21 protein-coding genes and 1 riboswitch are annotated in these 22,374 nt (G+C 66.0%); of the genes, 5 read left to right on the top strand and 16 right to left on the bottom strand.

Annotated features, from left to right (window positions below; genetic code table 11):
- Positions 1-17 precede the first annotated feature (17 nt).
- From AC6CHY_RS05440 to AC6CHY_RS05430, 3 genes are all read right to left on the bottom strand, one after another.
- Positions 18-1,301, bottom strand: coding sequence for a deoxyguanosinetriphosphate triphosphohydrolase (locus AC6CHY_RS05440; RefSeq protein ID WP_498225898.1), 1,284 nt, complete (start codon positions 1,299-1,301; stop codon positions 18-20).
- Positions 1,302-1,309: 8 nt separating this feature from the next.
- Positions 1,310-2,506: a tRNA dihydrouridine synthase DusB gene (dusB, locus tag AC6CHY_RS05435; RefSeq protein ID WP_498225896.1), complete on the bottom strand. Its 1,197-nt coding sequence runs from the start codon at positions 2,504-2,506 to the stop codon at positions 1,310-1,312.
- 244 nt (positions 2,507-2,750) lie between these two features.
- The gene (locus tag AC6CHY_RS05430) at positions 2,751-3,308 is read right to left on the bottom strand and encodes a dihydrofolate reductase family protein (RefSeq protein WP_498225895.1); all 558 of its coding nucleotides are present in this window, start codon (positions 3,306-3,308) and stop codon (positions 2,751-2,753) included.
- 420 nt (positions 3,309-3,728) lie between these two features.
- On the opposite strand from AC6CHY_RS05430, the gene AC6CHY_RS05425 reads away from it, so the two are divergent.
- Positions 3,729-7,631 (top strand): endo-alpha-N-acetylgalactosaminidase family protein, encoded by a 3,903-nt coding sequence (locus tag AC6CHY_RS05425; RefSeq protein WP_498225893.1) that lies wholly within the window; start codon positions 3,729-3,731, stop codon positions 7,629-7,631.
- 83 nt (positions 7,632-7,714) lie between these two features.
- Here AC6CHY_RS05425 and AC6CHY_RS05420 read toward each other — a convergent pair whose 3' ends face one another.
- The 5 genes from AC6CHY_RS05420 to AC6CHY_RS05400 form a co-directional block, all read right to left on the bottom strand.
- On the bottom strand, positions 7,715-8,632 hold the full coding sequence (locus AC6CHY_RS05420; RefSeq protein WP_498225891.1) for a GNAT family N-acetyltransferase: 918 nt from the start codon (positions 8,630-8,632) through the stop codon (positions 7,715-7,717).
- Positions 8,633-8,636: 4 nt separating this feature from the next.
- On the bottom strand, positions 8,637-10,022 hold the full coding sequence (locus tag AC6CHY_RS05415) for a glycine--tRNA ligase (protein ID WP_217389674.1): 1,386 nt from the start codon (positions 10,020-10,022) through the stop codon (positions 8,637-8,639).
- 235 nt (positions 10,023-10,257) lie between these two features.
- The gene (locus tag AC6CHY_RS05410) at positions 10,258-10,851 is read right to left on the bottom strand and encodes a carboxymuconolactone decarboxylase family protein (protein ID WP_498225889.1); all 594 of its coding nucleotides are present in this window, start codon (positions 10,849-10,851) and stop codon (positions 10,258-10,260) included.
- A gap of 175 nt (positions 10,852-11,026) precedes the next feature.
- Positions 11,027-12,016 (bottom strand): DMT family transporter, encoded by a 990-nt coding sequence (locus AC6CHY_RS05405; RefSeq protein ID WP_217389676.1) that lies wholly within the window; start codon positions 12,014-12,016, stop codon positions 11,027-11,029.
- Positions 12,013-12,993 carry a DMT family transporter gene (locus AC6CHY_RS05400; protein WP_498225887.1) on the bottom strand — a complete coding sequence of 327 codons (981 nt, stop codon included), beginning with the start codon at positions 12,991-12,993 and terminating at the stop codon, positions 12,013-12,015. Before AC6CHY_RS05400 ends, AC6CHY_RS05405 begins: the two co-directional genes overlap by 4 nt.
- A 144-nt stretch (positions 12,994-13,137) precedes the next feature.
- On the opposite strand from AC6CHY_RS05400, the gene AC6CHY_RS05395 reads away from it, so the two are divergent.
- Complete coding sequence (locus AC6CHY_RS05395) at positions 13,138-13,365, top strand: RNA-binding S4 domain-containing protein (RefSeq protein ID WP_217389678.1); 228 nt, start codon at positions 13,138-13,140, stop codon at positions 13,363-13,365.
- A gap of 32 nt (positions 13,366-13,397) precedes the next feature.
- Here AC6CHY_RS05395 and AC6CHY_RS05390 read toward each other — a convergent pair whose 3' ends face one another.
- The 3 genes from AC6CHY_RS05390 to AC6CHY_RS05380 form a co-directional block, all read right to left on the bottom strand.
- Positions 13,398-13,748, bottom strand: a complete 351-nt coding sequence (locus AC6CHY_RS05390) for a GntR family transcriptional regulator (RefSeq protein ID WP_498225885.1) — start codon at positions 13,746-13,748, stop codon at positions 13,398-13,400.
- Positions 13,745-14,806 carry a hypothetical protein gene (locus AC6CHY_RS05385; protein ID WP_498225883.1) on the bottom strand — a complete coding sequence of 354 codons (1,062 nt, stop codon included), beginning with the start codon at positions 14,804-14,806 and terminating at the stop codon, positions 13,745-13,747. The genes AC6CHY_RS05390 and AC6CHY_RS05385 overlap by 4 nt, the downstream gene beginning before the upstream one ends.
- A 105-nt stretch (positions 14,807-14,911) precedes the next feature.
- Complete coding sequence (locus AC6CHY_RS05380) at positions 14,912-15,568, bottom strand: alpha/beta hydrolase (protein ID WP_217389681.1); 657 nt, start codon at positions 15,566-15,568, stop codon at positions 14,912-14,914.
- A gap of 92 nt (positions 15,569-15,660) precedes the next feature.
- Here AC6CHY_RS05380 and AC6CHY_RS05375 point away from each other — a divergent pair, with 92 nt between their 5' ends.
- Both AC6CHY_RS05375 and AC6CHY_RS05370 read left to right on the top strand, forming a co-directional pair.
- Complete coding sequence (locus AC6CHY_RS05375) at positions 15,661-16,521, top strand: SGNH/GDSL hydrolase family protein (protein WP_498225881.1); 861 nt, start codon at positions 15,661-15,663, stop codon at positions 16,519-16,521.
- Positions 16,522-16,759: 238 nt separating this feature from the next.
- On the top strand, positions 16,760-17,104 hold the full coding sequence (locus AC6CHY_RS05370) for an SHOCT domain-containing protein (protein WP_498225880.1): 345 nt from the start codon (positions 16,760-16,762) through the stop codon (positions 17,102-17,104).
- Positions 17,105-17,166: 62 nt separating this feature from the next.
- On the opposite strand, the gene metX is transcribed toward AC6CHY_RS05370, so the two are convergent.
- Together metX and AC6CHY_RS05360 are read right to left on the bottom strand one after the other, a co-directional pair.
- Positions 17,167-18,327, bottom strand: a complete 1,161-nt coding sequence (gene metX / locus AC6CHY_RS05365; RefSeq protein ID WP_498225878.1) for a homoserine O-acetyltransferase MetX — start codon at positions 18,325-18,327, stop codon at positions 17,167-17,169.
- 14 nt (positions 18,328-18,341) lie between these two features.
- Positions 18,342-19,685: a bifunctional o-acetylhomoserine/o-acetylserine sulfhydrylase gene (locus AC6CHY_RS05360; protein WP_217389684.1), complete on the bottom strand. Its 1,344-nt coding sequence runs from the start codon at positions 19,683-19,685 to the stop codon at positions 18,342-18,344.
- Between the two features lie 74 nt (positions 19,686-19,759).
- Positions 19,760-19,875: riboswitch (SAM riboswitch) on the bottom strand.
- Positions 19,876-20,042: 167 nt separating this feature from the next.
- Here AC6CHY_RS05360 and AC6CHY_RS05355 point away from each other — a divergent pair.
- Complete coding sequence (locus AC6CHY_RS05355) at positions 20,043-20,687, top strand: VOC family protein (RefSeq protein ID WP_498225876.1); 645 nt, start codon at positions 20,043-20,045, stop codon at positions 20,685-20,687.
- Between the two features lie 67 nt (positions 20,688-20,754).
- Here AC6CHY_RS05355 and AC6CHY_RS05350 read toward each other — a convergent pair whose 3' ends face one another.
- The 3 genes from AC6CHY_RS05350 to AC6CHY_RS05340 all read right to left on the bottom strand — a co-directional run bounded on the left by AC6CHY_RS05350 (position 20,755) and on the right by AC6CHY_RS05340 (position 22,353).
- Complete coding sequence (locus AC6CHY_RS05350) at positions 20,755-21,003, bottom strand: hypothetical protein (RefSeq protein WP_498225874.1); 249 nt, start codon at positions 21,001-21,003, stop codon at positions 20,755-20,757.
- Between the two features lie 108 nt (positions 21,004-21,111).
- Positions 21,112-21,459: a hypothetical protein gene (locus AC6CHY_RS05345; protein WP_498225872.1), complete on the bottom strand. Its 348-nt coding sequence runs from the start codon at positions 21,457-21,459 to the stop codon at positions 21,112-21,114.
- Positions 21,460-21,540: 81 nt separating this feature from the next.
- Positions 21,541-22,353, bottom strand: a complete 813-nt coding sequence (locus AC6CHY_RS05340) for a CPBP family intramembrane glutamic endopeptidase (RefSeq protein WP_498225870.1) — start codon at positions 22,351-22,353, stop codon at positions 21,541-21,543.
- Between the last annotated feature and the right edge of the window lie 21 nt (positions 22,354-22,374).

Here is a 22,374-nt window from a genome sequence, read left to right as displayed (position 1 = left end):
TGGATCGGGCGGCGGAGCTAGAAGAGGCGTTCGTTGAAGCTCTTGCCCAGCACCAGGGTGGCGTGCCATTCGATGGCCGAGGCGTCGGTGAGCGAGGCCACCTGGTCGATGACGGTGCGCAGCCGCCCCGCGTCATCGGCGGCGTCGCGCCAGTCCGCGGCGAAGAGCGGCTCGAGGTACTTGTCCCCGGTCTCGGCCAGCAGGGTCACCAGCTCGCCCAGGATCTCGTTTTGCCGCGCGTAGATGGGCTTGCGCTCGTCGCTGGTCATCACGTAGGCGGTGGCCAGGCCCTTCATCGCGGCGATCTCGTGCTCGGTGGACTCGGGGACGATGAGCGCCGCGTTGAAGCGGGTCAGTTCCCCGGGCCCGAACTGCTCGCGGGTCGCGTCGATGGCGGATTGGCAGAAGCGCCCGATGAACTGGCTGGTCATGTCCTTCAGCGCCGCCATGGAACGGCGCGAGCCGTCGGCGTGCGGCACCCATTCGTTGGTGGCCTCGAGGCGGGAGAAGGCGGCATCGATGACGTCGTCCTCCACGTGTGGCAAGTACCACTGCCGGGTGAAGGTGATGGCCCTGGCGCGCTCGGCCTTGTCCTTGATCCATCGCAGCTGGAAGCGCCCGGCGTTGATCGCGTCCTCCACGTCGTGCACCGAGTAGGAGATGTCGTCGGCCAGGTCCATGACCTGGGCCTCGATGCAGGTCTGCCGCGGCCGGGCGCCGGAGCCGGCGCGCAGCCAGTCAAAGACCGGGGCGTCATCGACGTAGACGCCGAATTTCTTGGTCTTCTTGCCGTTCTTTTCCGGGGCGTCGGCCCGCAGCCACGGGTACTTGCAGGCGGCATCCAGCGAGGCGCGGGTGAGGTTCAGCCCGGCGGAGGCACCGGTGTGCCGGAAGGTCTTGGTCTCGATACGGGTGAGCAGGCGCAGGGTCTGCGCGTTGCCCTCGAAGCCGCCGATGTCGCCGGCTAGTTCGTTGAGCGTGTTCTCCCCGTTGTGCCCGAACGGCGGGTGTCCCAGGTCGTGGGCCAGGCAGGCGGTGTCAACCACGTCCGGGTCGCAACCCAGGGTGGCGCCGAGCTCGCGGCCCACCTGGGCCACCTCCAGGGAATGGGTGAGCCGGGTGCGCACGAAGTCGTCGGAGGACGGGGCCACAACCTGGGTCTTGGCGCCCAGCCGGCGCAGCGCCGAGGAATGGAGCACCCGGGCGCGGTCGCGCTCGAACGCGGTCCGGTACGCCTTCTTGGGCGGTTCGGGTACCCAGCGATCCTGGTCCGCCTCGGTGTATCCGGGAATCTGCAACATTGGGCTCCTTAGCCGCCGGAAACGTCTAGTTCGGCCGCGGAAATCATGGCCTTGTGCTTTTCGTCCATCTCGCGCGTGGCAAGCCAGCCGTCGGGCAGGTGCGTCTTCTTCGGGGAGCCGGCGCGTCCGCGCTGGCCCTCGGCGTCCTTGCCCGGGTACGGCATGGAGAGGTCCAGCTGGGCCAGCAGCTCGCGCAGCACCTCGAGGGTGGGCACCTGGGCCAGGGCGGAGCGGATGTCCCCGCCGACCGGGTAGCCCTTGAAGTACCAGGCCATGTGCTTGCGGATGTCGCGCAGGCCCTTGAACTCGTCCTCGAAGTACTCGGTGAGCAGTTCCGCGTGGCGGTAGACGGTCTCGGCGACCTTGGCCAGTCCGGGGGTGTAGCGCGTGTCGGTGCCCTCGAAGGCAGCCTGCAGGTCCCCGAAGAGCCAGGGCCGTCCCATGCAACCGCGGCCCACGACGATGCCGTCGACGCCGGTCTGCTTGACCATCGCCACCGCGTCCTCGGCGCTCCAGATATCTCCGTTGCCCAGCACCGGCATGTCCGGCAGGGACTCGCGCAGCTTGGCAATCGCGTCCCAGTCGGCCTTGCCGGAGTAGTACTGGCTGGCGGTGCGCCCGTGCAGGGCGACGGCCGCGACGCCGTGGTCGCGGGCGATCTTGCCCGATTCAATGTAGGTGAGGTGGTCCTCGTTGATGCCCTTGCGCATCTTGATGGTCAAGGGCACGTCCCCGCGGGCGGCCTCGGTGGTGGCCGCCTTGATGATGGAGGTGAAGAGGTCGGTCTTCCAGGGCAGCGCCGCTCCCCCGCCCTTGCGGGTGACCTTGGGCACCGGGCAGCCGAAGTTCAGGTCAATGTGGTCCGCGCGGTCTTCCTCGACGATCAGGCGCACGGCGGCACCAACGGTCTTGGGGTCCACGCCGTAGAGCTGCACCGAGCGCAGTTCCTCATCCGGATCATGGGAGATGATGCGCATGGACTCGGCGTTGCGCTCCACCAGGGCCCGGGAGGTGACCATCTCGGTGACGTACACCCCGCCGCCGTATTCGCGGCAGAGCCGGCGGAAGGCCTTGTTGGTGATGCCTGCCATGGGGGCAAGGATCACCGGGGTGTCAATGGTGTGCTTGCCCAGCTGGAGCGGGGGCAGCTCAAGTTTCGCCGTCGAGGGCGCGCCGGTCTGGGTTACGTCGGAAATTGCAGTCACTAACCCATTCTCTCAAATAGATCCAAATCCGTGGCGGCCGGGGGCCAACTTGTGCATCACACCGGGAATGGCACCAGGCGCAGCCGTGCAGCATCGTGGGCGGCTGGACTTGAAGGCGGCCAAGAGGATCGTCTCCTCGGAGGCGAAGCTGGAGACCCGTCAGCTCTGGTCGGCGGCCGGCGCGATGTGCCTCGTCCTCCTGCCGGTGGCCGCGGTCGTGTGCGCCGCCGTCGCGCGGCGAAACTCACTTCGCCCGTCGATAGTGCACGGCGATTGCGCCGTTGCCCAGCGGCTGCGCCGAGATCAGCTCGAGGCGTCGGGTGCCGGGCAGCCCGCCCTGGTACAGGGTCGGGCCGTGGCCGGCGATCATGGGATGGACGAGGAACTTGTACTCGTCGATCAGATCCAGTCGGTCCAGCCCCGTCGCGAGTTTGCCGCTTCCGACGAGCACTCCCCCGGGGGTCCGATCCTTGAGCTCCTGCACCGACGTGCGCAGATCGCCGGCGACGTGGTGGCTGTTGGCCCACGGGAAGTCGCTTCGCGTCGAGGACACAACGTACTTCGGCTTGGCCTCCAGCTTGAGCGCCCACTCGCGCATCGCCGGCGGCGCACCGACGTCGCCGCGGGCGACCGCCGGCCAATGGCTCTCCATCATCTCGTAGGTGGTGCGGCCCCAGAGCATTGCGCCGCTCTCGTCCAGCAGGCGAGTGTAGTGGGCGTGCGTCTCGTCGTCGGCAATACCCTCCTCGTGGTCTACGCAACCATCCAGGGTGAGGTTGATGATGAACGTTAGAAGGCCCATGCGACGATTCCTCCTCTGCCATCGGCTCCCGCCACGAACGCAGCGGGCCGTTATGCACACGGCGTGTACATCGACCGTAGAAGTGGCATGTGTCACGCGTCAAGGAGGTCGGGGCGCGGCGCGAGGCGGAGGCGCAGACGCAATACGTCCGTGGGAGGCCACGCGCAGGACCCTGCGCGCAAGGCCCCTCCGCCCCGGCAAGGCCTCCTGACCGCCCTCGTCGCCACCGCATGCTATGGATCACAATTTTGCACCTTCTCAACAGGGCGCAAAAGCAAGGAATTCGAGAAATACCTTTACCAACAAGAGTGGGCCGTGTCACACTATGGTTGTTATCCATAACATATCTGTACGGTTTGGCACCGCGCTGGGTGGGGACGTCGTGTGGGCCTGGATCGCTCGCAACTAACAAGGAGCACGATGCGAAGTTCACCACGCAAGACTCGAAGAGCCATCAGCCTCACGGCAATCGGAGCCCTCACGGCGTCCGCACTGGTCCCCCTCGGGATGGCCGGCGCGAGCGCCATGCCCGAAGCACCCGAGGGGGCAACGGGCACCATTTCCTCACCCGAACTCAAGGTCACGGTCTCCCGCGACTTCCCGCAGGTGCTCAGGTACACCGATGCCTCGACCTCGGCATCCCTTGAGGCAAGCACCAAGGCGATCGATGCAATCAAGGTCAACGGCGAGACCCACAAGGTCGTGGTGACCTCGGAGCCGGTGGACGGCTCGGCGATGGACTACCGCCTCACCGTTCCCGGCATTCCCGGTGCCGCCATCGACGCACGGATCAGCGTCGAGGACTCCGTCATGACCTTCCGCGTCACCGGCATCAAGGACGGCACCGACACCAAGGTCCGCACCCTGGGCATCCCCGGGAACAATCTGGTCAGCGTGTCCTCGGCCGGCGCCGGCGCCCAGGTCGCCACCGCCAACATCTCCGTGGACCGCGCGAAGTCCGGTGACACCTTCACGAACGTCACGGACTCCACGCCCGTCGACGCCGAACCACGCGGGTCGGCATTCGCGCTGGCCAACTCCGGCGATCTCGCCGCCGCGCTCGAGTCGAACTCGCTGCACGACACCTCGGCGGGCCCCGGCTACCGCAGCCAGGGCCGCTTCGAGCGCCAGGCCGTGAAGGACGGCGAGCATGTGCGCGTGGGCATCTCCAGCGGCGACTGGCTCTACCGCGCCAACGAATCGAACGAGACCGAGGAGTTGCCGTGGTCCAAGGTGAAGATCACCGCCGACGCCAACGGCGATCACACCGTCAACTGGCAGGACGCGGCCATCGCGTTGCGCGACATTGCGGTGCTCCCCCACAAGGGCGGCGACGTCAAGGACAAGGTGGTGCAGCGGATCCCGTTCAACTTCGCCTCCCAGGCCACGCACCCGTTCCTGCGCACGCTCGATGACACCAAGCGCATCGCGCTGGCCACCGACGGGCTGGGCCAGTCTGCCATCCTCAAGGGGTTCGGCAGCGAGGGCCACGACTCGGCCAACACCGACTTCGCCGACAACTACAACACCCGCGCCGGAGGACTTGAGGACCTGAACCAGCTCCTGAAGGCCAGCAAGAAGTGGAACGCCTCCTACGGCGTGCACATCAACCAGACCGAGGCCTACCCCGAATCGAAGTTCTTCTCCGAGGACCTCGTGGACCCGAAGGCCAAGGGCTGGAGCTGGCTGGACCAGTCGTACTACATCAACCAGCGAAAGGACATCCTCACCGGAAACCTGGCCGAGCGCATCAAGAAGTTCCGCGAGCAGACCGACGAGAACCTGGACATGGTCTACGTCGACGTCTACTACCAGTACGGCTGGCTGGCCGACCGCCTGCAGAAGGAACTGGTCAAGAACGGCTTCCGCGTCAGCTCCGAGTGGGCCTATTCGCTGGACAGGCACAACACCTGGTCGCACTGGGCCACGGACGAGAACTACGGCGGATCCAACAACAAGGGCGTCAACTCGGAGATCATCCGCTTTGCACTCAATTCGCAGAAGGACACCTGGAACCCGCACCCGCTGCTGGGCAACGCGAACATCGTCGAATGGGAAGGCTGGACGGGGCAGACCGACTACAACGCCTTCTACCAAAACATCTGGAAGAAGAACCTTCCGGCCAAGTACCTGCAGCAGCAGGAGATCATGAAGTGGGAAAAGGACCGGATCGACCTCACCGGCGGCGTGACCGTCACCGGCACCTCGGCGGCCGAAAGGGTCATCACCGACTCGGGAACCGAGGTCCTGCGCGGGGACACCTACCTGCTGCCCTGGGCCGCCGACGGCACCTACGAGGCCGACACGAGCGAACCTTCCAAGTTCTACCACTACAGCGCCAAGGGCGGCACCAGCACCTGGACGCTGCCCGAACGCTTCCGCCAGAACGGCGACTACAAGCTGTACCGACTCACCGACACCGGGCGCGAACTGGCGGGCGAGCCGACGGCGCGCCGGGGCAAGCTCACCCTGACCGCCAAGGCCGGGCAACCCTACGTGCTGGTCGGCGACGACCGGCCGGTCCTGCCCCAGGCCCCGGGCTTCGGCCAGGGCACCCCCGTCGCCGACCCCGGCTTCAACGCCGCCACCCTCACGGCCTGGAACCCCTCCGGCGCCGCCGCCACCGAACGCAACGCCAAGGGCCACCGCTACGCCGTCCTGGGCGAGGGCCCCGCGGCGATCACCCAGCGGCTGGGCGAGCTGAAACCGGGAACCTACTCGGTCAGCGCCTGGGTCGAGGTGGAGCAGGGACAAACGCGCGAGACGACCCTCTCCGTCACGGGCGAGGACATGCAATCGGCATCCAACACCATCTCCAGCTCCCGGGCCACCAACTACGTCGCCGCGGATGAAAAGCACGGCACCAACTTCCAGCGGCTGCGCGTGCTCGTGGACGTGAAGGCAACGGGCAACCCCACGCTGCGGATCTCCGCCGGGCAGGGTGCAGCCAAGGTGCGCATCGACGACGTGCGGGTCGTTTCAACCTCCAAGGTCCCCACCAGCGGCGTGATCTCTGAGGACTTCGAGGACATCGACCAGGGCTGGGGGCCGTTCGTGAAGGGCAACGCCGGCGGGTCCACCGACCCCCGCACCCACCTGGCCGAACTCAACGCCCCCTACACGCAGTCCGGCTGGAACGGGAAGAAGACCGACGACGTCATCGACGGCAGCTGGTCGCTGAAGTCCCATGCCGAGAACAAGGCGCCGGGCGGGGGCCCGGGCCTGGTGTACCGGACCAGCAACTACACGCTCCCGCTGAAGCCAGGCCACGAGTACCGGGTCAGCTTCGACTACCAGAACGCGCTGGCCGGCGAATACAACTGGGTCGGCGGCTATGCCGCGGCCAGCGGCACGGTCAAGACCCAGACCACCGCCCTGCCCAGCCAGCTGGAGACCGCCCGCTTCCAGGACACCATCGTCGCCGGCGGTTGCGGCGACACCTGGGTGGGCCTGGAACGGGTCGGCGGCAGCTCGGAGGCCGACTTCTCGCTGGACAACCTGCTCATCGAGGACCTCGGCGAGGCGGCAGGCATCCCCGCCTGCGCGCAGGTCGGCGTCGCGCTTCAGGGAGACGTGATCAAGCAGGACCAGGAGAACACGTTCACCACGACGTTCACCAGCGACGAGCCGGCGGACATCAAGGACCTCGAGGTGGGACTCGAACTCCCCGAGGGCTGGACCGCCACCGCCCGGGACGCGGCGTCCGCGCACACGCTGGCACCGGGTGCGACGCTGAAGACCACCTGGAAGGTGGTTCCCCCGGCATCCGCCGACGGCGACTACACCGTCGGCACGCGGGCGACCTACACCACCACCGCCGACCCGGTGGGGGCGCGCACCGTGTCCGACAACGTGTCCGTGTACACGCTGCCGGCACCTCCCTCAGGCACCGTCTACGCCAGCGACCACCAGTGGGTCAGCGCCGAGAACGGCTGGGGCCCGGTGGAGAAGGACAGGGCCAACGGCGAAAACGGGCAGGGCGACGGTCCTGCCCTGACACTCAACGGCGTCGTCTACGCCAAGGGCCTGGGTGCCCACGCACCGAGCACCGTGCGCTACTTCACGGGCGGAAAGTGCTCATCCTTCACCGCCGACGTCGGCATCGACGACGCGCAGAAGACCCTGGGCTCGGTCGGCTTCACCGTGCTGGCCGACGGCAAGTCAGTCGCCGCCTCCCCGGTGATGCGCGCCAGCAGTGCGACCCACGCGCTGAGCGCCGACATCACCGGGGCGCAGTACGTGGACCTGGTGGCCGACGTTGCCGGTGACGGCAACGGGAACGACCACGCCGACTGGGCCGACGCGAAGTTCACCTGCTCGTAGGCACCCACCTGCCAAACGCCGATGGCGCCGGATGCCCCCGTAAAACGGGGGCATCCGGCGCCATCGGCGTTGTTGCGGTGCGGCTACGCGGTGGCCACGATGTGCGTGGTCGCGATGACGGTGGCCTGGCCGGCGGCGACCAGGATGTCGATGAGCGAGGAGAGCACGGGCATGGAGCCGTCGACCTCCAGCTTCACCGGGTGCTGGTGCGCCAGCATGGCCAGCATCCCGCGGATGGGCTCCGCGGACTCGTCCTGGCTGAGTTCCGGGTTCCAGCCCAGCAGCACGTCCGCCGGCGCATCGGCGCGCGCCGGGGTGTAGCTGATGGCAAAGGTCAGGATCTTCCCGCCCTGCGCCTTGGGCCTGTCGCGCAGCACGATCACGCCCTGGGCGCCGGTGGCGTCGTCGAGCAACATCTTCTGCGCACTGCCGAGGGTCATGTTGGCCGGATCCCACTCGTGGGTCGAGTTGTAGAAGTCCATGACCAGGCGGGTCAGCTCCACGCTGCCGGTGGCGATGTCGTCCAGGGTCAGCCCGTCGTCATGGAAAACCGGCAGCTGCAGGCCGCCGGGCTCCACCACGACGTCGCGGGCGACCTGGATTTCCGCCATGCCCAGCGACGCGCAGAACCCGGCGGCCGTGGCCGCATCGGTTCCGGGCGTCACAGTGTAGCGGGCCTTGAGCTCGGCGGGTTGCCCTGCAGGGACCAGGGCGCGCAAGCGTGCCACCAGTTCGGTGCCGACCCCGGTGCGCCGGTGTTCGCGCGCCACCTCGACGTAGAGCCACAGCCGCGTGGGGTGCAGCGTCGAGGCGAACACCACGCCCGCCGCCACGGCGATGCCCTGGTCGGTGGCCACCAGCGCGCGGCTGAACGGCGCGTTGGAATCTTTCCGGAACATCGTGCGGTCCTGGTGGGCGTGCGGGGACGCGGGGTCGCCGAAGATCTCCAGCAGCGCCAGGTCGTCCCCGTCCCGCCAGGGCCGGAATTCGAGTGTCGACATGTTCCTAGGCTCCGTTGAGGCGCTCGGACAGGTAGGTGCGCACCTTGTCCAGTGCCACGCGTTCCTGGGTCATGGTGTCGCGGTCGCGGATGGTCACTGCCTGGTCCTCGAGGGTGTCGAAGTCCACCGTGATGCAGAACGGGGTGCCGATCTCGTCCTGGCGGCGGTAGCGGCGGCCAATGGCACCCGCGTCGTCGAAGTCGATGTTCCAGGTCTTGCGCAGCTCGGCGGCCAGCGCCTTGGCCTTCGGGGACAGGTCCTCGTTGCGCGAGAGCGGAAGCACCGCGGCCTTGACCGGGGCCAGGCGCGGGTCGAGCTTGAGCACGGTGCGCTTGTCCACCCCGCCCTTGGCGTTCGGGGCCTCGTCCTCGACGTAGGCGTCGACCAGGAAGGCCATCATCGAACGGGTCAGGCCGAAGGACGGCTCGATCACGTACGGGGTGTAGCGTTCGCCGGTGGCCTGGTTGAAGTAGCTCAACTCGGTGCCCGAGCCCTTGGAGTGAGACGTCAGGTCGTAGTCGGTGCGGTTGGCGACGCCCATGAGCTCGCCCCACTCCGAGCCCTGGAAGCCGAAGCGGTACTCGAAGTCGATGGTGCCGGCCGAGTAGTGGGCGCGCTCGTCCTCCGGGACGTCGAAGCGGCGCAGGTTCTCCTCGTTGATGCCCAGGTCCAGGAACCAGGCCCAGCAGTCCTCGACCCACTTGTCGAAGAACGCCGGGGCGTCCTCGGGCGCGGTGAAGAACTCGATTTCCATCTGCTCGAACTCGCGGGTGCGGAAGATGAAGTTGCCCGGCGTGATTTCGTTGCGGAACGCCTTGCCGATCTGGCCGATGCCGAACGGGGGCTTCTTGCGCGAAGCGGTGAGCACGTTGTTGAAGTTCACGAAGATGCCCTGGGCGGTTTCCGGGCGCATGTAGGCCATGCCGGCGGCGGTGTCGACCGGGCCCAGGAACGTCTTCATCAGCCCGGAGAACATCTGCGGCTCGGTGAACTGGCCCTTGGTGCCGCAGTCGGGGCAGGCGATTTCGCTCATGCCGTCGACCGGCTTGCGCTTCTTCTTGGCCTCGAAGGCCTCGAGGAGGTGGTCCTGGCGGTGGCGCTTGTGGCAGGAGGTGCACTCGACCAGCGGGTCGGTGAACGTGGCGACGTGGCCCGAGGCCTCCCAGACGGCCTTGGGCAGGATGATGGAGGAGTCGAGTCCCACCATGTCCTCGCGCCCGCGCACGAAGGTCTGCCACCATTCGCGCTTGATGTTTTCCTTCAATTCGGTGCCCAGGGGTCCGTAGTCCCATGCGGAGCGGGATCCGCCGTAGATTTCACCGGCCTGAAAGACGAAGCCGCGCCGCTTGGCGAGGGAGATGACTTGATCGAGCTTGGACTGAGGCGCCATAACAACTCCAATGGTTCACGAGGCCGCTGGTTGCGGTCCGTTGGGCGAAAACATACTCGCCCAGCCTAACGTGTTTGGGTTGTGAAGTTCGAGCGTCCCGGTGGCCCGTGGCCGTGAGGCGGACCACCCCCTGGCTCCCGCCCCGGGTGAGGTCCGGGACCCCTTGGGCGCGGGGGCACCCAGCGAATCCCCGGCAGCGGATCCCCGGCGTCAAGGTCCCTCCGGCGGGCACGGATCAGTCGGCGACCGCCGGAAGGGCATCGAGCGGGTCCAGAAGGGCGCCGCGCATCTCCTCGCCGAGCTTCGGCGGCACGTCGACGTCCACGTCCAGGGCCTGCAGGATCCGGCTGAGGTAGTTCCGGGCCGCCGCCGCCAGTGCGATGTCGACGATTTCCCGGTCGGAGAAGCCGAGATCGCGCAGTCGCCGGCTGTCGGTCTCCCCCATGGCGGCCGAATCGGTACTCAGCCTCACGGCGAAGTCCATCATGGCGACCTCGGCCTCCTCCAGGCCGGCGGTGTGGTAGTCCCTGGCGATGCGCAGCAGTTCCTGCTCATCGAAGTACTTCAGGGACTTGTTTCCGTGGGCCAGCCGGCAGTGCCGGGACCCGATCCCGAGCGCCGCGGCCAGGGTCACCAGTTCGTATCTGCGCATGCCCAGCGAGCCGGCGATCGACCCCTGCAGGGCCTTCCATGCCTCGAAGGCCTCGGGATTGATGGCCAGCACCTTGGTGTGGCTGGGGACGTACCCCAGGGCCGCCCGGTCGGCGGCATACGCGGCGGCGACGGCGCCCTGCGCCTCGCCCTCGCCGGCGGTGTGGAGAATACTCATGGCGTGGCGCCTCCCGGTTCCCATCGACAGGGATTCGGCCGCGCTTCCATGCCCGTTCTCTTTTCCCTGTTGGCGCGATCCTAGGCCAGTCGGGCCCGCAGGTACATGGGGCCGATGCCCCAAATCTCCGGGCATCCTTGTCCGGTCCCCCACCGTCCGGGGACGGCGGCTGCGGCTATTTCCGCGTCCGGCGCATCCTGCCAAAGGGGATCGAGGCCAGCGCGACGGCCGCAAGCGTCAACAGCGTCCCGGCGATCGTCGCACCGTTGACGACGGCTCCGGGGGCGGGGACGACCACGTCGATGAGCAGCGACCCAACGAGTTGGCCGCAGATCATGCCCAATCCGGTCAGCAGCACGCCCAGGTGCTTGACCAGGAACGCCGAAAGCCCGATGAACACGCATCCCAGCGGGCCGCCCAGGTAGTACCACCACTGGGCGGGCAGGGACTCCGGGAGCCCGACCAGCGGCAGGCGCACCAGCAGCAGGAGCGCGAGCATGAGCCCGCCGACGAAGAAGTTCACCAGCGTTGCCGCCACCGGCGTCCCGTAGGCCTGCGCCTGGACGCCGTTGGCCGCGGATTGGAATCCCATGAGGAAGCCCACCACCAGCGGGATGGCCATCGGCAGCAGCAGGACGGCGATGGACGCGGCCGACCCCATCCTGGGGCTCACGGCCCAGATGACGCCGGCAATGGTCAATCCGGCACCGAGCGCGCGGAGCGTGCTGATGCGCCGCCGCCCGCCGGGCCCGAAGCCGATGCCGTCAACCAACAGGGAACCCAGTGTCTGGCCCGTGACGATGGAGACGGTGAACAGGGCGACGCCCAGCAGTGGCACCGTCAGCGTCTGGGAGATCACCACGAAAGCGCCGACGCAGCCGGCTGCCAGGTACCAGAGGGGGAAACGCCTCTCGCGCAGGGCGCGCGGGATCGCCATGGCCCCGGCGCGCGCACCGGGCAACAGCAGCGAGGCGATGGCCAGCACGATCAGTCCGGAGGTGAAGCTGACCAGCGAGGCGGCCACCGGATCCCCCAGCCGGAGCCCCAGGGCGCCGTTGATCCGGCTCTGGATTGGCATCGCCAACCCGGCCACCACGGCGGTCGCCACATAGAGGGGCGCCAGGGAGCGTTTCTTGCGCAGGGCGGGAGCCGGCGATGAAATCATGATGCCTTCCGTGTCTTCCAGCGTGGTTGCCCGTTGGGTTGCCACGAGGCCACCAGGACCGCCACCAGCGTGACCAGCGTTCCGACGATTTCGTTTGCACCCACCAATTCGGGCGAAATGACCAGGTCCATGACGAGGGAGCCGACCAATTGCCCCGTCACCAGCCCCATGCCCAAAAGCAGTGCCCCCAGCCGGGGAACCAGGGTGACACCCGTGACAACGAAGAGGATGCCCAGCGGCCCGGCAAAGTACATCCACCACAGAGGCGCGTGGGAGAACCCGAATGATTCAATCCGCAGCACGGCCGCCAGTGCCATGGCCAGCAGCAACCCGGCAGCGGCGGCCACGTAGTTGATGGCCGTTGCCGTGGTGGTGGAGCCATAGGCCTTCCCGGCACGGCCATTCATGGATTGCTGGAAGCTGACCAAAAGTCCTGCCCCGGCAGCGACGGCCAGGGCAATAAGGGCCCGGGGCGCTTCGGCCGCCTGCGCTCCCGTACCCCAGGCGGCAATCACCGCGCCAATGACCAATAGCCCCGCGCCGAGGAGTCGGATGCGGGTGACCGGCTGCTTCCCGGCCGGGCTGAACCCAATCATGTCGATGACGATGCTCGACAGGGTCCTGGCACCGACAACCGCGACGGCGAAGAGTGCCAAACCGATGCTGCCCACGCTCATGGCCTGGGCAACCATGTAATACGAGCCGACCAGTCCGGCCAACAGGAACCACCTCGGGATCGTGCGGTCGCGCCACACGGAACCGAATTGCCTCCACCCTGCACGGGCCCCGGGAATCGCCACGCTCGCCACCAGGAGGCAGGCCAGGGACGTGAGCGCGCTGAGAAACGCCGCCGAAAGGTACCCGCCGAGGAACCCCGCGCCCTCGGAGGTGATCAAGGCCTGCAGGGGCATCAGCATCCCGGCCGACGCGGCCAGCGCCAAGGGGACGGCATGTGCTTGCGATTCGGGGCGTGCCACTGATCTCCTTGGGGACGGGTTTCCTACTAGTGCAACCTACTGCGAAGCCCCCAAGGCATGGGCATTATGTCGCCAACAGCACAAAACCTGCCTCACGCCCTCCGCTCGTGCATATGCGGTCGGCCGATGCGCCATGATGGATACATGGCAAATTCCGAAACATTCCCCATCCAAATCCGCGACGAGTCGATTCGACTGGGTCAACTGCTGAAACTGGCATCGTTGGCCGACGACGGATTCCACGCCAAGCAGCTGATCGAGGATGGCCTGGTGCAGGTCAACGGCGAAATCGAGACGCGCCGCGGGGCCCAGATCCGCAATGGCGACACTGTGACGGTCCACGGCGAGACCATCCGCGTGGAGACCGCCTAGCAACTGTCCGCCCCCGGGGCGGGCGCCCGGAATCATGCGTTCCAGGTAACCGCCACGATCCCCTGCACATCATCCAAACTCATGCCCGCATTGCGCGCGGCTGCCACAAGACGTCGAACTTCCCTCAAGGCCGGGGCGTCGAGCAGCTGGCCGGGATTCACGCGAGTACCGTTTGCGCGTCCCGTGCGCACCAGTCCTGCGGCCTCCAGTTCCTTGTAGGCCTTGGCAACGGTTCCAGCGGCAACCCGCAAGTCGCCGGCCAACTGGCGCACCGACGGCAACCGGTCGTCGGCCTCCAGCTCCCCCGATTGGATCAGAGCCGTTATTTGCGCACGGATTTGTTCGGCAGGTCCGCTGGGATGCGATGCGTCCAGGGTGATCATGCAATGGCCCGGGCCGTCGCAGGGAACCGCAGCGGGCGCACAGTTGCCCCCACCCACCCCAGCAATCGCACCAGCAGAACGGCGCCGACAATCAGCAGCAACAACGCGACCACGGCCATGGCCAGCGCCAGCGCTGTCAGCAATGGATCCGCAGTCATGCCGGGCACGCCGCCCCCATCGAAGACCTGGCCCACGACGTAGGGCGCGTTCATTCCGGAACCGTGCAGGGCCGAGGCCGCGAACAGCAGCAAGGGCGCAACCTGGAAGCAGAGCATCGCGCTAAAGCCCGTGCTGACCACGTAGCCGACATTGGTTCGCACCGCATCGTCGAAGGCACGAAGCCGCATCCCGCGCATCCGCGGTCGACGGGCATTGGAGCTCAGTGCCCACAGACCCAGCCCGGATCCCAACATCAGTAGCGCCAGCACCGGGAGTCCGTAGTACCACCCCGGGAACGGCCCAATCGATCCGGCCCCCAGCTGGACTTGGGTCACGACCATGTTTTGGTCAAGTTCCGCACCGCCGGCCGATACGTATGGGAGGTTGCGGAAGCGTCCCCGCTCGTCCGGTCCCGACAGGATCCCTGCAACGACGAGCCCCGCGGCCGATGCCCCGAGCAACACCGCCGGCATCACGATCCCCCAGGCCGGGCCGAACATTCCGGTCGAGCGCGGCGTCAGCTCGGCGCTGGTGTGCAGCGATGATTCCGGGGAGATGTCGGAGAACTCGTGCGGGATGCGCCAGGCCACGAAGACCAGGGAGGCCAGGACCCACATAGCTGCGGGGGCGGCGGCCAGGGGCAGCCCGGCCGCGCCAGGGTATTCAGCGTGAAGGACCAGCGCCGCGACGCCGCCCAAGGCCATCACCGCCAGTGCCACGACGGTGCGTGCCCGCAGGCTGCGCAGCACCCTGCCGGCGTTGGCCCGCTCGATGATGGTGCCGGCGGCGGCAAGCGACAGCAAGTTGGAGCGTTGCTGGGTGAAGATGTTTCGCCTGACAAGCAGGACGATGCCGACCGAAAAGCCGTGGAGCAGCAGTAGGGCGAATCCGTTGACCATGGGGGCTCCCGTTGTTGGAACGGGAGCCAACCAGCCACCCGCTTGTATCAATAAGGCAATACAAACAGGTGGCCGCTTCTTGTGTCAATGGATCGGTACAAAAACCTAGATTTTTGCACCCTTCAGCACGACATGGCTCAGGAACTCGTGCACATGGGACATTTCCTGCGCGTTCACCGAGTGGAACATGTTGGTATAAAGCACCTTGGTGACGTGGACGTCGCTGGTGGCCCAGGCATGCGTGTACTCGATCTTGTCCTGGGTGATGACCGGATCGGCCTGGTCCCTTCCCCAGAACACCGGCTTCCGCATTTCCTTGAGCTTCTCGTCCTGGAAGAAGCCCGCTCCCTCTTCCGGCACCGCAAAACCGGACAGGCCGATGACCGTGGAGATCGCATCGGGCTGGTGCCGCAGCAGGGACGTGGCCACGGCCATGCCCATGGAGAATCCGAGCAGGCTCACCGATGAATGCTGCTTGCTAACCGGCTCAAGCCAGGACCACAGGTCGGCGATGGAGTTCTTGACTGCATCGAAGGAATAATCCAGGTCCTGCATCAGCGGGAACCAGGTGTACCCCGGCCCCAATGATTGCGGGGCCCGAACCGAGACAATCGTGAATTCCTCCGGCAGCATGGGGGCGAGCCCCATGAGGTCCTCTTCGTTGGAGAGGTAGCCGTGCAACAGCACCAGCAGCGGGGTGCCGGCCCGTTCGGATTCCGGGCGCGACCAAATGACAGTGGGGTTCCAACTTGTTTCACTCACCAGACCAGTCAAGCAGAAGTTTGCCGCATTCGGCGATCCGCCAAGTAACCTACGCTTAGGTAACTTACGTATTCTTTGATAAGAATATCTTCGTGAACAACGTCATTGAAACACCTTCCTTAGCTTCAAGCCCTCCGAGCATCGGAAGTCATCCGTGGCGTCGCTATGTCGCCATCGGGGATTCCTTCACGGAGGGCGTCGGCGATGACGACCCCCGCAGCCCCGGGAACTACCGCGGCTGGGCCGACCGGGTTGCCGAACAGCTCAGCCAGGGTGTCGATGATTTCGCCTATGCCAACCTTGCCATTCGGGGACGACTCATCACCCAGATATTTGACGAGCAGGCGGGGCCGGCCCTGGAGTTGAAGCCGGACCTCATCAGCCTGTGCGCCGGCGGCAACGACGTGATTCGCCCGGGCGGGGACCCTGATGCCATCGCCGACAAGCTCGACGCGCTCATGCGGGTACTGGCCACCTCAAATGCCACGATCCTGCTCTTCACCGGTCCCGACATCCGCGATACCCCGGTACTGGGCGGAATCCGGGGCAAGGTTGCCATCTACAACGAAAACGTGCGCACAATCGCTGCCCGTTACGATGCGGTGGTGGCGGACATGTGGTCGCTGCGAGAGCTGCACCAACCGCGCATGTGGGCCGATGACCGCCTGCATTTCTCACCCCTGGGCCACCACACCATCGCGGCAATGGCCCTGGATGCCCTGAACGTCCCGCACCAGCTGCAACAACTTGAACCAAGCGAGTCCGAGATCAAGAACTGGCGCGAGGCCCGCCGCGACGACTTGATCTGGGCACGCACGCACCTGGCCCCGTGGGTGCTGCGCCGCCTGCGCCATCAGTCCTCCGGTGACGGCATCTCGCCGAAGCGACCCCTCGCCATCCCTTTCACCGAGCAGCCGCCCAACGCGTCCCTGGGCAACGGTCCCGCGATCTGATCGGGCGGACCCCAGGTCCCGGCGAATGTCGGTGGCAGTCCCCCGGACATCACGAATGGAAAACGTTTGGTGGAATTCGTCTCGGTTTTTGCCGACGCGTGTTTGACTAGTGTCGAAAGCGAGATCACGACCCAGTTCGCCCCGGCATTCGACACCTTGAGGACGGCAAGCCATCAACGATTCAAGCACCATCACGATTGACGACCTTCCCCCCGAGGTCCTGGGACCCCAGGACTCCGTGGATTTCGGCTATGTCGAACCCGACCCGGATTTCCTGCCCGGCGGAATGGGCGGCGTTTTCGAGGCAATGCCCGTATTCATGGGTATCTTCGCGATTCTGTTTATCGGGATCGTGGCCTTCGTGATCTTCGTCTGGATACGAAACTACAAGGCCAGCAAGAACGCCGGGATGGACATCTTTACGCTGGAAACCGATCTGGCGACGCGTGCCGCCAATTCCCAAATGTTTGCTCCCCGGCAAACCCGCGAACAAAAGTTGGCCGAACTCGAAGGACTTCTGGCCCGGGGCGTCATCACCCGCGATGAGTACACCCAGGCGCGCCTGAAGATCCTGACCGACTAGGTCCGGCACACGAATGGCCCCGGCGGGGAAAGGATCCCCAAACCGGAGCCATGTCCGTTCAGCTACCCGGCGTCGGCCTGCAGTCCGGATTCCCGCGCGAAAATGTGTTCATCCAGGGCATCGCTGAGTTGCTCGATGTCGGTCAGGAAGCCGTCGTGGCCAATCGGCGACGTGATGTAGTGGACCTTGCCGGGAATCGGCAGCAACCCGGCAAGGCGCTCCGACTGCTCGGGCCAGTACAAGCGATCCGAGTCCACGGCGGCCACCAGGACATTCACATTTTCCAGTCGCGCCACGGCCGCTTCGATGGATCCATGGCCCCTGCCGATATCGTGGCTCATGAGCGCCTCGGTCAGCACCAAATAACTGTTGGCGTCGAAGCGGCCCACCAGCTTGCTGGCCTGGTGGTCCAGGTAGCTTTCCACCTGGTACCGGCCGCGGTCCAGCCCGGGGCTGGAGACCGGCAATTCGTCGCCTTGCGGCGCCCGCCCGAAACGGACGTCCAGTTCGGCCGCCGTGCGGTAGGTGATATGGGCAATGCGCCGGGCGATCCCCAGCCCCGCGGAGGGCACGAGTTCGTTCGCGTAGTAGTCGCCCCCGGCGAAATCAGGGTCCAGCCTGATCGCGGCCGTTTGCGCCTGGGCGAAGGCAATCTGCTCGGCCGACGATTCGGCCGAGGCGGCCACGACCACGCAATTCCTCACCCGCTCCGGGAACTCGATGGCCCACTCCAGTGCCCGTGCCCCACCCATGGATCCGCCCAGCACGGTGTGCCACGCGGCGATGCCCAGCTCGTCGGCCAGACGCGCCTCGAGACGCACCGAGTCCTTGATGGTGGTGAAGGGGAACCGCGATCCCCAGGGAACCCCGTCCGGGTCCAGGCTGGCCGGCCCGGTGCTTCCGGAGCAGCCGCCGACCATGTTCGCGGCAACCACGAAGTAGCGATCGGTGTCCACGGTCTTGCCGGGGCCGACGAAGCCGTCCCACCAGCCGGGCTCGGTCGAGGCCCCGCGCGCCACATGGCTGTCCCCGGTCAGGGCATGGGCAATGTAGATCGCGTTTGAGGCGTCGGCGTTCAGCGTTCCCCAGGTTTCGTAGCCCAGCACGATGTCCGGCAGCGTCGCGCCGGTTTCAAAGGTGTAGGCACCGGTGTGCAGGTGCCGCAGGATGCCGTCCGGGGCAAAGTCCAGCCCCGCGGCGGTTTCTGCGTCATATAGGACCACGTTTGTCTCCACACTCACAAGGTGCCCTGCAGCTCGACCTCGGCCGCGGCGGCCACGGCCTCGAAGCCCGCCTGCAGGTCGGCGATGATGTCCACGACGTTTTCGATGCCGACGCTCAACCGGACCAGGCCCGGGGAGACGCCCGCGGCGACCTGCTCCGCCTCGCTAAGCTGCGCATGGGTGGTGGAGGCGGGGTGGATGACCAGGGAGCGCACGTCCCCGAGGTTGGCCACGTGAGAGTGCAGCTCCAGCGCGTCGACGAAGCCCTGGCCGGCCGCGCTTCCGCCCGCAAGCTCGAAGGACACGATGGCCCCGATGCCGCGCGGCCCGTACTTGCGGCCCCGCTCGAACCACTGGCTGGACTCGAGCCCTGCATAAAGCACCCGCTCGACCTGCGGCCGGGCCTCAAGCCACTGGGCGACCTCCACCGCGTTGGCGACGTGGCGCTCCATGCGCAGCGAGAGGGTTTCGAGCCCCTGGGCAATCAGGAACGCGTTGAAGGGGGCAACGGCCGAGCCGAGGTCGCGCAGCAACTGCACGCGAGCCTTGAGCACGTAGGCGAGGTTGGCTCCCAGTGCCCCGTTGACGCCGAGGTCCCGGGCATAGACCAGCCCGTTGTAGGAATCGTCCGGGGTGTTGAAGCCCGGGAACCTTTCCGGGTCGGCGGCGAAGTCGAAATTGCCCGAATCCACGATGACCCCGGCGATCGCGGTGCCGTGCCCGCCAAGGTACTTGGTGGCCGAGTGGATCACGATGTCGGCGCCCCACTCGATGGGACGGATGAGGTACGGGGTGGCCAGGGTGTTGTCGACAATCAGCGGCACCCCGGACTCGTGTGCGATGGCGGAGACGGCCTCGATGTCGAGCACGTCCTGGCGCGGATTGGAGACCACCTCGCCGAAGAATGCCTTGGTGTTGGGCTTGACCGCCGCGCGCCAGCCGTCCAGGTCGTCGGGATCCGCCACGAACGTGACCTCGATGCCGAGCTTGCGCAGCGTGTGCTTGAGCAGGTTCTGCGTCCCGCCATACAGGCTGGGGCTGGCCACGATGTGGTCGCCGGCCTCGGCGAGGTTCAGGATGGCGAAGGTCGTCGCTGCCTGGCCCGAAGCCAGCAGCAGGGCCCCCACGCCACCCTCGAGGCTGGCAATGCGCTGCTCCACGGCGTCCTGCGTCGGGTTGCCGATACGCGTGTAGATGGGTTCCAGCTCGGCGAGGGCAAAGCGGGCGGCCGCGCTCTCGGCACTCGGGAACACAAACGAGCTGGTTTGGTAGATCGGCAGGGCGCGCGCGCCGGTTGCGGCGTCGGGTTCCTGACCCACATGGATCTGACGGGTTTCAAAGGACCAGTTGTTAGACATCTCTTCCCCTTCAAGGATTCGTAGGGGTATGCCCGAAACCGACTCCGGTTGTGGCCGTGTCTTGGCTGGGGGCAATCCCGCGCTTGTCCCACGTCGTTTTGACGCAGGGCCTGGTCTTCACCCGGGGCACCCCACCGCGGCGGAGGGTTGCCGTTCAGCAAGCCGGGGCCTTCTGCTGAAACTCATGACCTTGGCATTAAGTCTGGCCCAGCGCTTCATATGTTCGCAACCACGTCTCAAATTGTGACGATCCGAAGGGCAACCGCACTACCCCGCAGCCGTTTGAACCAAGCAACCACAAAGCAAGTTAGGCAATCCTAAGTCGAGAGCCAGATCACAAAGTGCCATGATAGGCACATGATGAGGTTGGACCATGTAACTTACGCTTGTGGACCCGACGGCCTCGCGGCAACTGCCGCTCGGATCGGCGAGGCCCTTGGACTCGAATCTGTAAAGGGCGGTGTACACCCACGTTTTGGTACGCGCAATGTCATCTTCCCGCTGAAGAATGGCCAGTACCTGGAAGTTGTCGAAGTCTTGAACCACCCGTCGTCGGACAAGGCGCCGTTTGGCCAGGCCGTTCGCGCCCGCTCCGAACTCGGTGGCGGCTGGATGGGCTGGTGCGTCGCGGTTGACGACTTGGCTCCGGCGGAAGAACGCCTGGGCCGGGGCTCGGTTCCGGGAAACCGCAAATTCCCGGATGGGCAGGAACTGACCTGGCGCCAGATCGGCATCAACGGCCTGATCGCCGATCCGCAGGTTCCTTACCTGTTGCGCTGGGACGACGGAACCGAGGAGCTACACCCGTCAAAGGCACTGGAACCAGTTGGCAAGATCTCCTCGATCAGCATTGCCGGCTCCAGCGAACGCGTTGCCGACTGGCTCGGACAGCCCGAGCAGTTGCCCGTTGGCGAGGTTGTCGTCGATTGGCAGGCTCCCAACGGGACACCGGGGATCCTTTCGGTGACCTTCGAAACGCCCAAGGGACAAATCACGCTGTAACCACGCAGCGCGGGGAACCACGATCAAGGTGGGGTTGGCCGGATGATCCGGCTAGCCCCACCTTGCCTCATTTCCGGTCGGTTCCGCCGGCAGCAGCTTGCAGCTCGTCCTTCAGGATTTCGAAGTGCTTCACCATGATGGATCCGATGGCCATGAACAGGCCGCCCACCAGCAAGGCCTGCTGAAGTCGGACTTCCATCCCGAAGACCAGTTCCTCAACCGGCAACATGGTGTCGTAGTACCACTTCCAGATCGGATTTCCGATCACGGCCATGCCCGCACCAACCAACGCGAGGATGAGGCCGAGTCGGAGCATGGTTTTCGAACTCAAGAGTTGGGGCATCGCTGCTTCTCGACTTTCCTGGGGTTTTCCGCATCTGGCCACCTGCCACCGGCCGACATTTCCGAGCCATGGTTCCGGTGGCTAATCCCGCGGCAGTCCTGACTCCGGCTGCTTCGTGCTTCTGACCGAGGCGACGGCCTCTTCCGCTGAGCGAACCACGAAGGATCCGGCCAGCAGGAACAGCCCGCCGAAGAAGGTGCCTTGCTGGATCACGGCGGCCAGCCCACCCACCAGGCCCGTGAGCGGGTGATTGAGGCCGCCGAGGTTGATCAGCCAGTTCAGGAGCGGTGAAACGATGATGTAGAAAACGGCTCCAAGAATGCCCAACACCAGACCAACACGGAACATTTTCTGTGAGCTCAGGGCCCGGGGCATATCCTGCTCCTTGGTTGACGGGTCCAGGCCCCGGCGCCGGAATTCGGTGCGCATTCCCGGTGGTCTGGTTTCCTTGAGCCTAGCAACGTACCCCAAAAGCACAAGTGTTCACGAACAAAGTGATCAAACCGTGTTTTATGAACCAAGACCGATGGCCGTGCCGACCAGCGCGTAACCTACGAACCCGGCGATATCCAACAATGCATGGGCGATCACCAGCGGCATGACCCTGCCCTTTTTCGAGTACACGTAGCCGAAGACCACGCCCATCGCGACGTTCCCGATGAAGGGACCGATCCCCTGATACAGGTGGTAGCTGCCCCGCAGCACGGCGCTGGCGAGGATGATTTGCCACTTGCCCCAGCCCAGGCGCCCGAGTCTCTCGAAGAGGTAGCCGACCACGATCACCTCTTCCAGGATGCCGTGGCGGATCGCGGAGAAGACCAGCACGGGGACCGTCCACCAATAGTCGTCCAGCGCCGCCGGCACGATGATCGTGGTCAACCCGAGGGCACGGCCCGCCGCGTAGACACCAAGCGTTCCGACGCCCATGGCCAGAAATAGGCCGGTTCCCCAGCCCAGGTCCCGAACCGGCCGCGCCAAGTCTAGGCCGAGCCGGGCAAAGGGGCTGCCCCCGGGAATCCTCCAGAGCAGGTAGAGCACCAGCATCACCGGCACCAGGGCGAAGAAGATGTCGAGCAGCTGGTAGGTCAGGTCGAAGTACTGGCGCTGGTTCAGCGAATTGTTCAGCGAAGTGGTCTGCGATCCCAGGGGCGCCCTGGTCATCTTGTCGATGAGGTTCACGATCGCGTAAATGCCCGATTGGCCCAGGGACAAGCCAAGGACGATGAGCAGCTCGATCTTCAATCCGCGGCGCGTCCCGGCTTCCGCCACCGTGCTTTCCAACGCTGCGCTGGATGCGGTGTTCCCCTGCGCTTCTGAGATCATGACGTCGATCCTACGTGTTGA

It is taken from the genome of Paeniglutamicibacter sp. GQ140, assembly GCF_059759235.1.
This window is presented reverse-complemented; position numbering and strand designations above follow the sequence as displayed.

Excerpts from the sequence above, each read along its gene's own strand:
- AC6CHY_RS05360 (WP_217389684.1), bottom strand. The coding sequence starts at position 19,685 with ATGTCTAACAACTGGTCCTTTGAAACCCGTCAGATCCATGTGGGTCAG.
- AC6CHY_RS05420 (WP_498225891.1), bottom strand. The coding sequence starts at position 8,632 with ATGTCGACACTCGAATTCCGGCCCTGGCGGGACGGGGACGACCTGGCG.
- AC6CHY_RS05355 (WP_498225876.1), top strand. The coding sequence starts at position 20,043 with ATGATGAGGTTGGACCATGTAACTTACGCTTGTGGACCCGACGGCCTC.
- AC6CHY_RS05405 (WP_217389676.1), bottom strand. The coding sequence starts at position 12,016 with ATGATTTCATCGCCGGCTCCCGCCCTGCGCAAGAAACGCTCCCTGGCG.
- AC6CHY_RS05390 (WP_498225885.1), bottom strand. The coding sequence starts at position 13,748 with ATGATCACCCTGGACGCATCGCATCCCAGCGGACCTGCCGAACAAATC.
- AC6CHY_RS05410 (WP_498225889.1), bottom strand. The coding sequence starts at position 10,851 with ATGAGTATTCTCCACACCGCCGGCGAGGGCGAGGCGCAGGGCGCCGTC.
- AC6CHY_RS05345 (WP_498225872.1), bottom strand. The coding sequence starts at position 21,459 with ATGCGCACCGAATTCCGGCGCCGGGGCCTGGACCCGTCAACCAAGGAG.
- AC6CHY_RS05395 (WP_217389678.1), top strand. The coding sequence starts at position 13,138 with ATGGCAAATTCCGAAACATTCCCCATCCAAATCCGCGACGAGTCGATT.
- AC6CHY_RS05350 (WP_498225874.1), bottom strand. The coding sequence starts at position 21,003 with ATGCTCCGACTCGGCCTCATCCTCGCGTTGGTTGGTGCGGGCATGGCC.
- AC6CHY_RS05440 (WP_498225898.1), bottom strand. The coding sequence starts at position 1,301 with ATGTTGCAGATTCCCGGATACACCGAGGCGGACCAGGATCGCTGGGTA.
- AC6CHY_RS05415 (WP_217389674.1), bottom strand. The coding sequence starts at position 10,022 with ATGGCGCCTCAGTCCAAGCTCGATCAAGTCATCTCCCTCGCCAAGCGG.
- AC6CHY_RS05340 (WP_498225870.1), bottom strand. The coding sequence starts at position 22,353 with ATGATCTCAGAAGCGCAGGGGAACACCGCATCCAGCGCAGCGTTGGAA.
- AC6CHY_RS05385 (WP_498225883.1), bottom strand. The coding sequence starts at position 14,806 with ATGGTCAACGGATTCGCCCTACTGCTGCTCCACGGCTTTTCGGTCGGC.
- AC6CHY_RS05430 (WP_498225895.1), bottom strand. The coding sequence starts at position 3,308 with ATGGGCCTTCTAACGTTCATCATCAACCTCACCCTGGATGGTTGCGTA.
- AC6CHY_RS05425 (WP_498225893.1), top strand. The coding sequence starts at position 3,729 with ATGCGAAGTTCACCACGCAAGACTCGAAGAGCCATCAGCCTCACGGCA.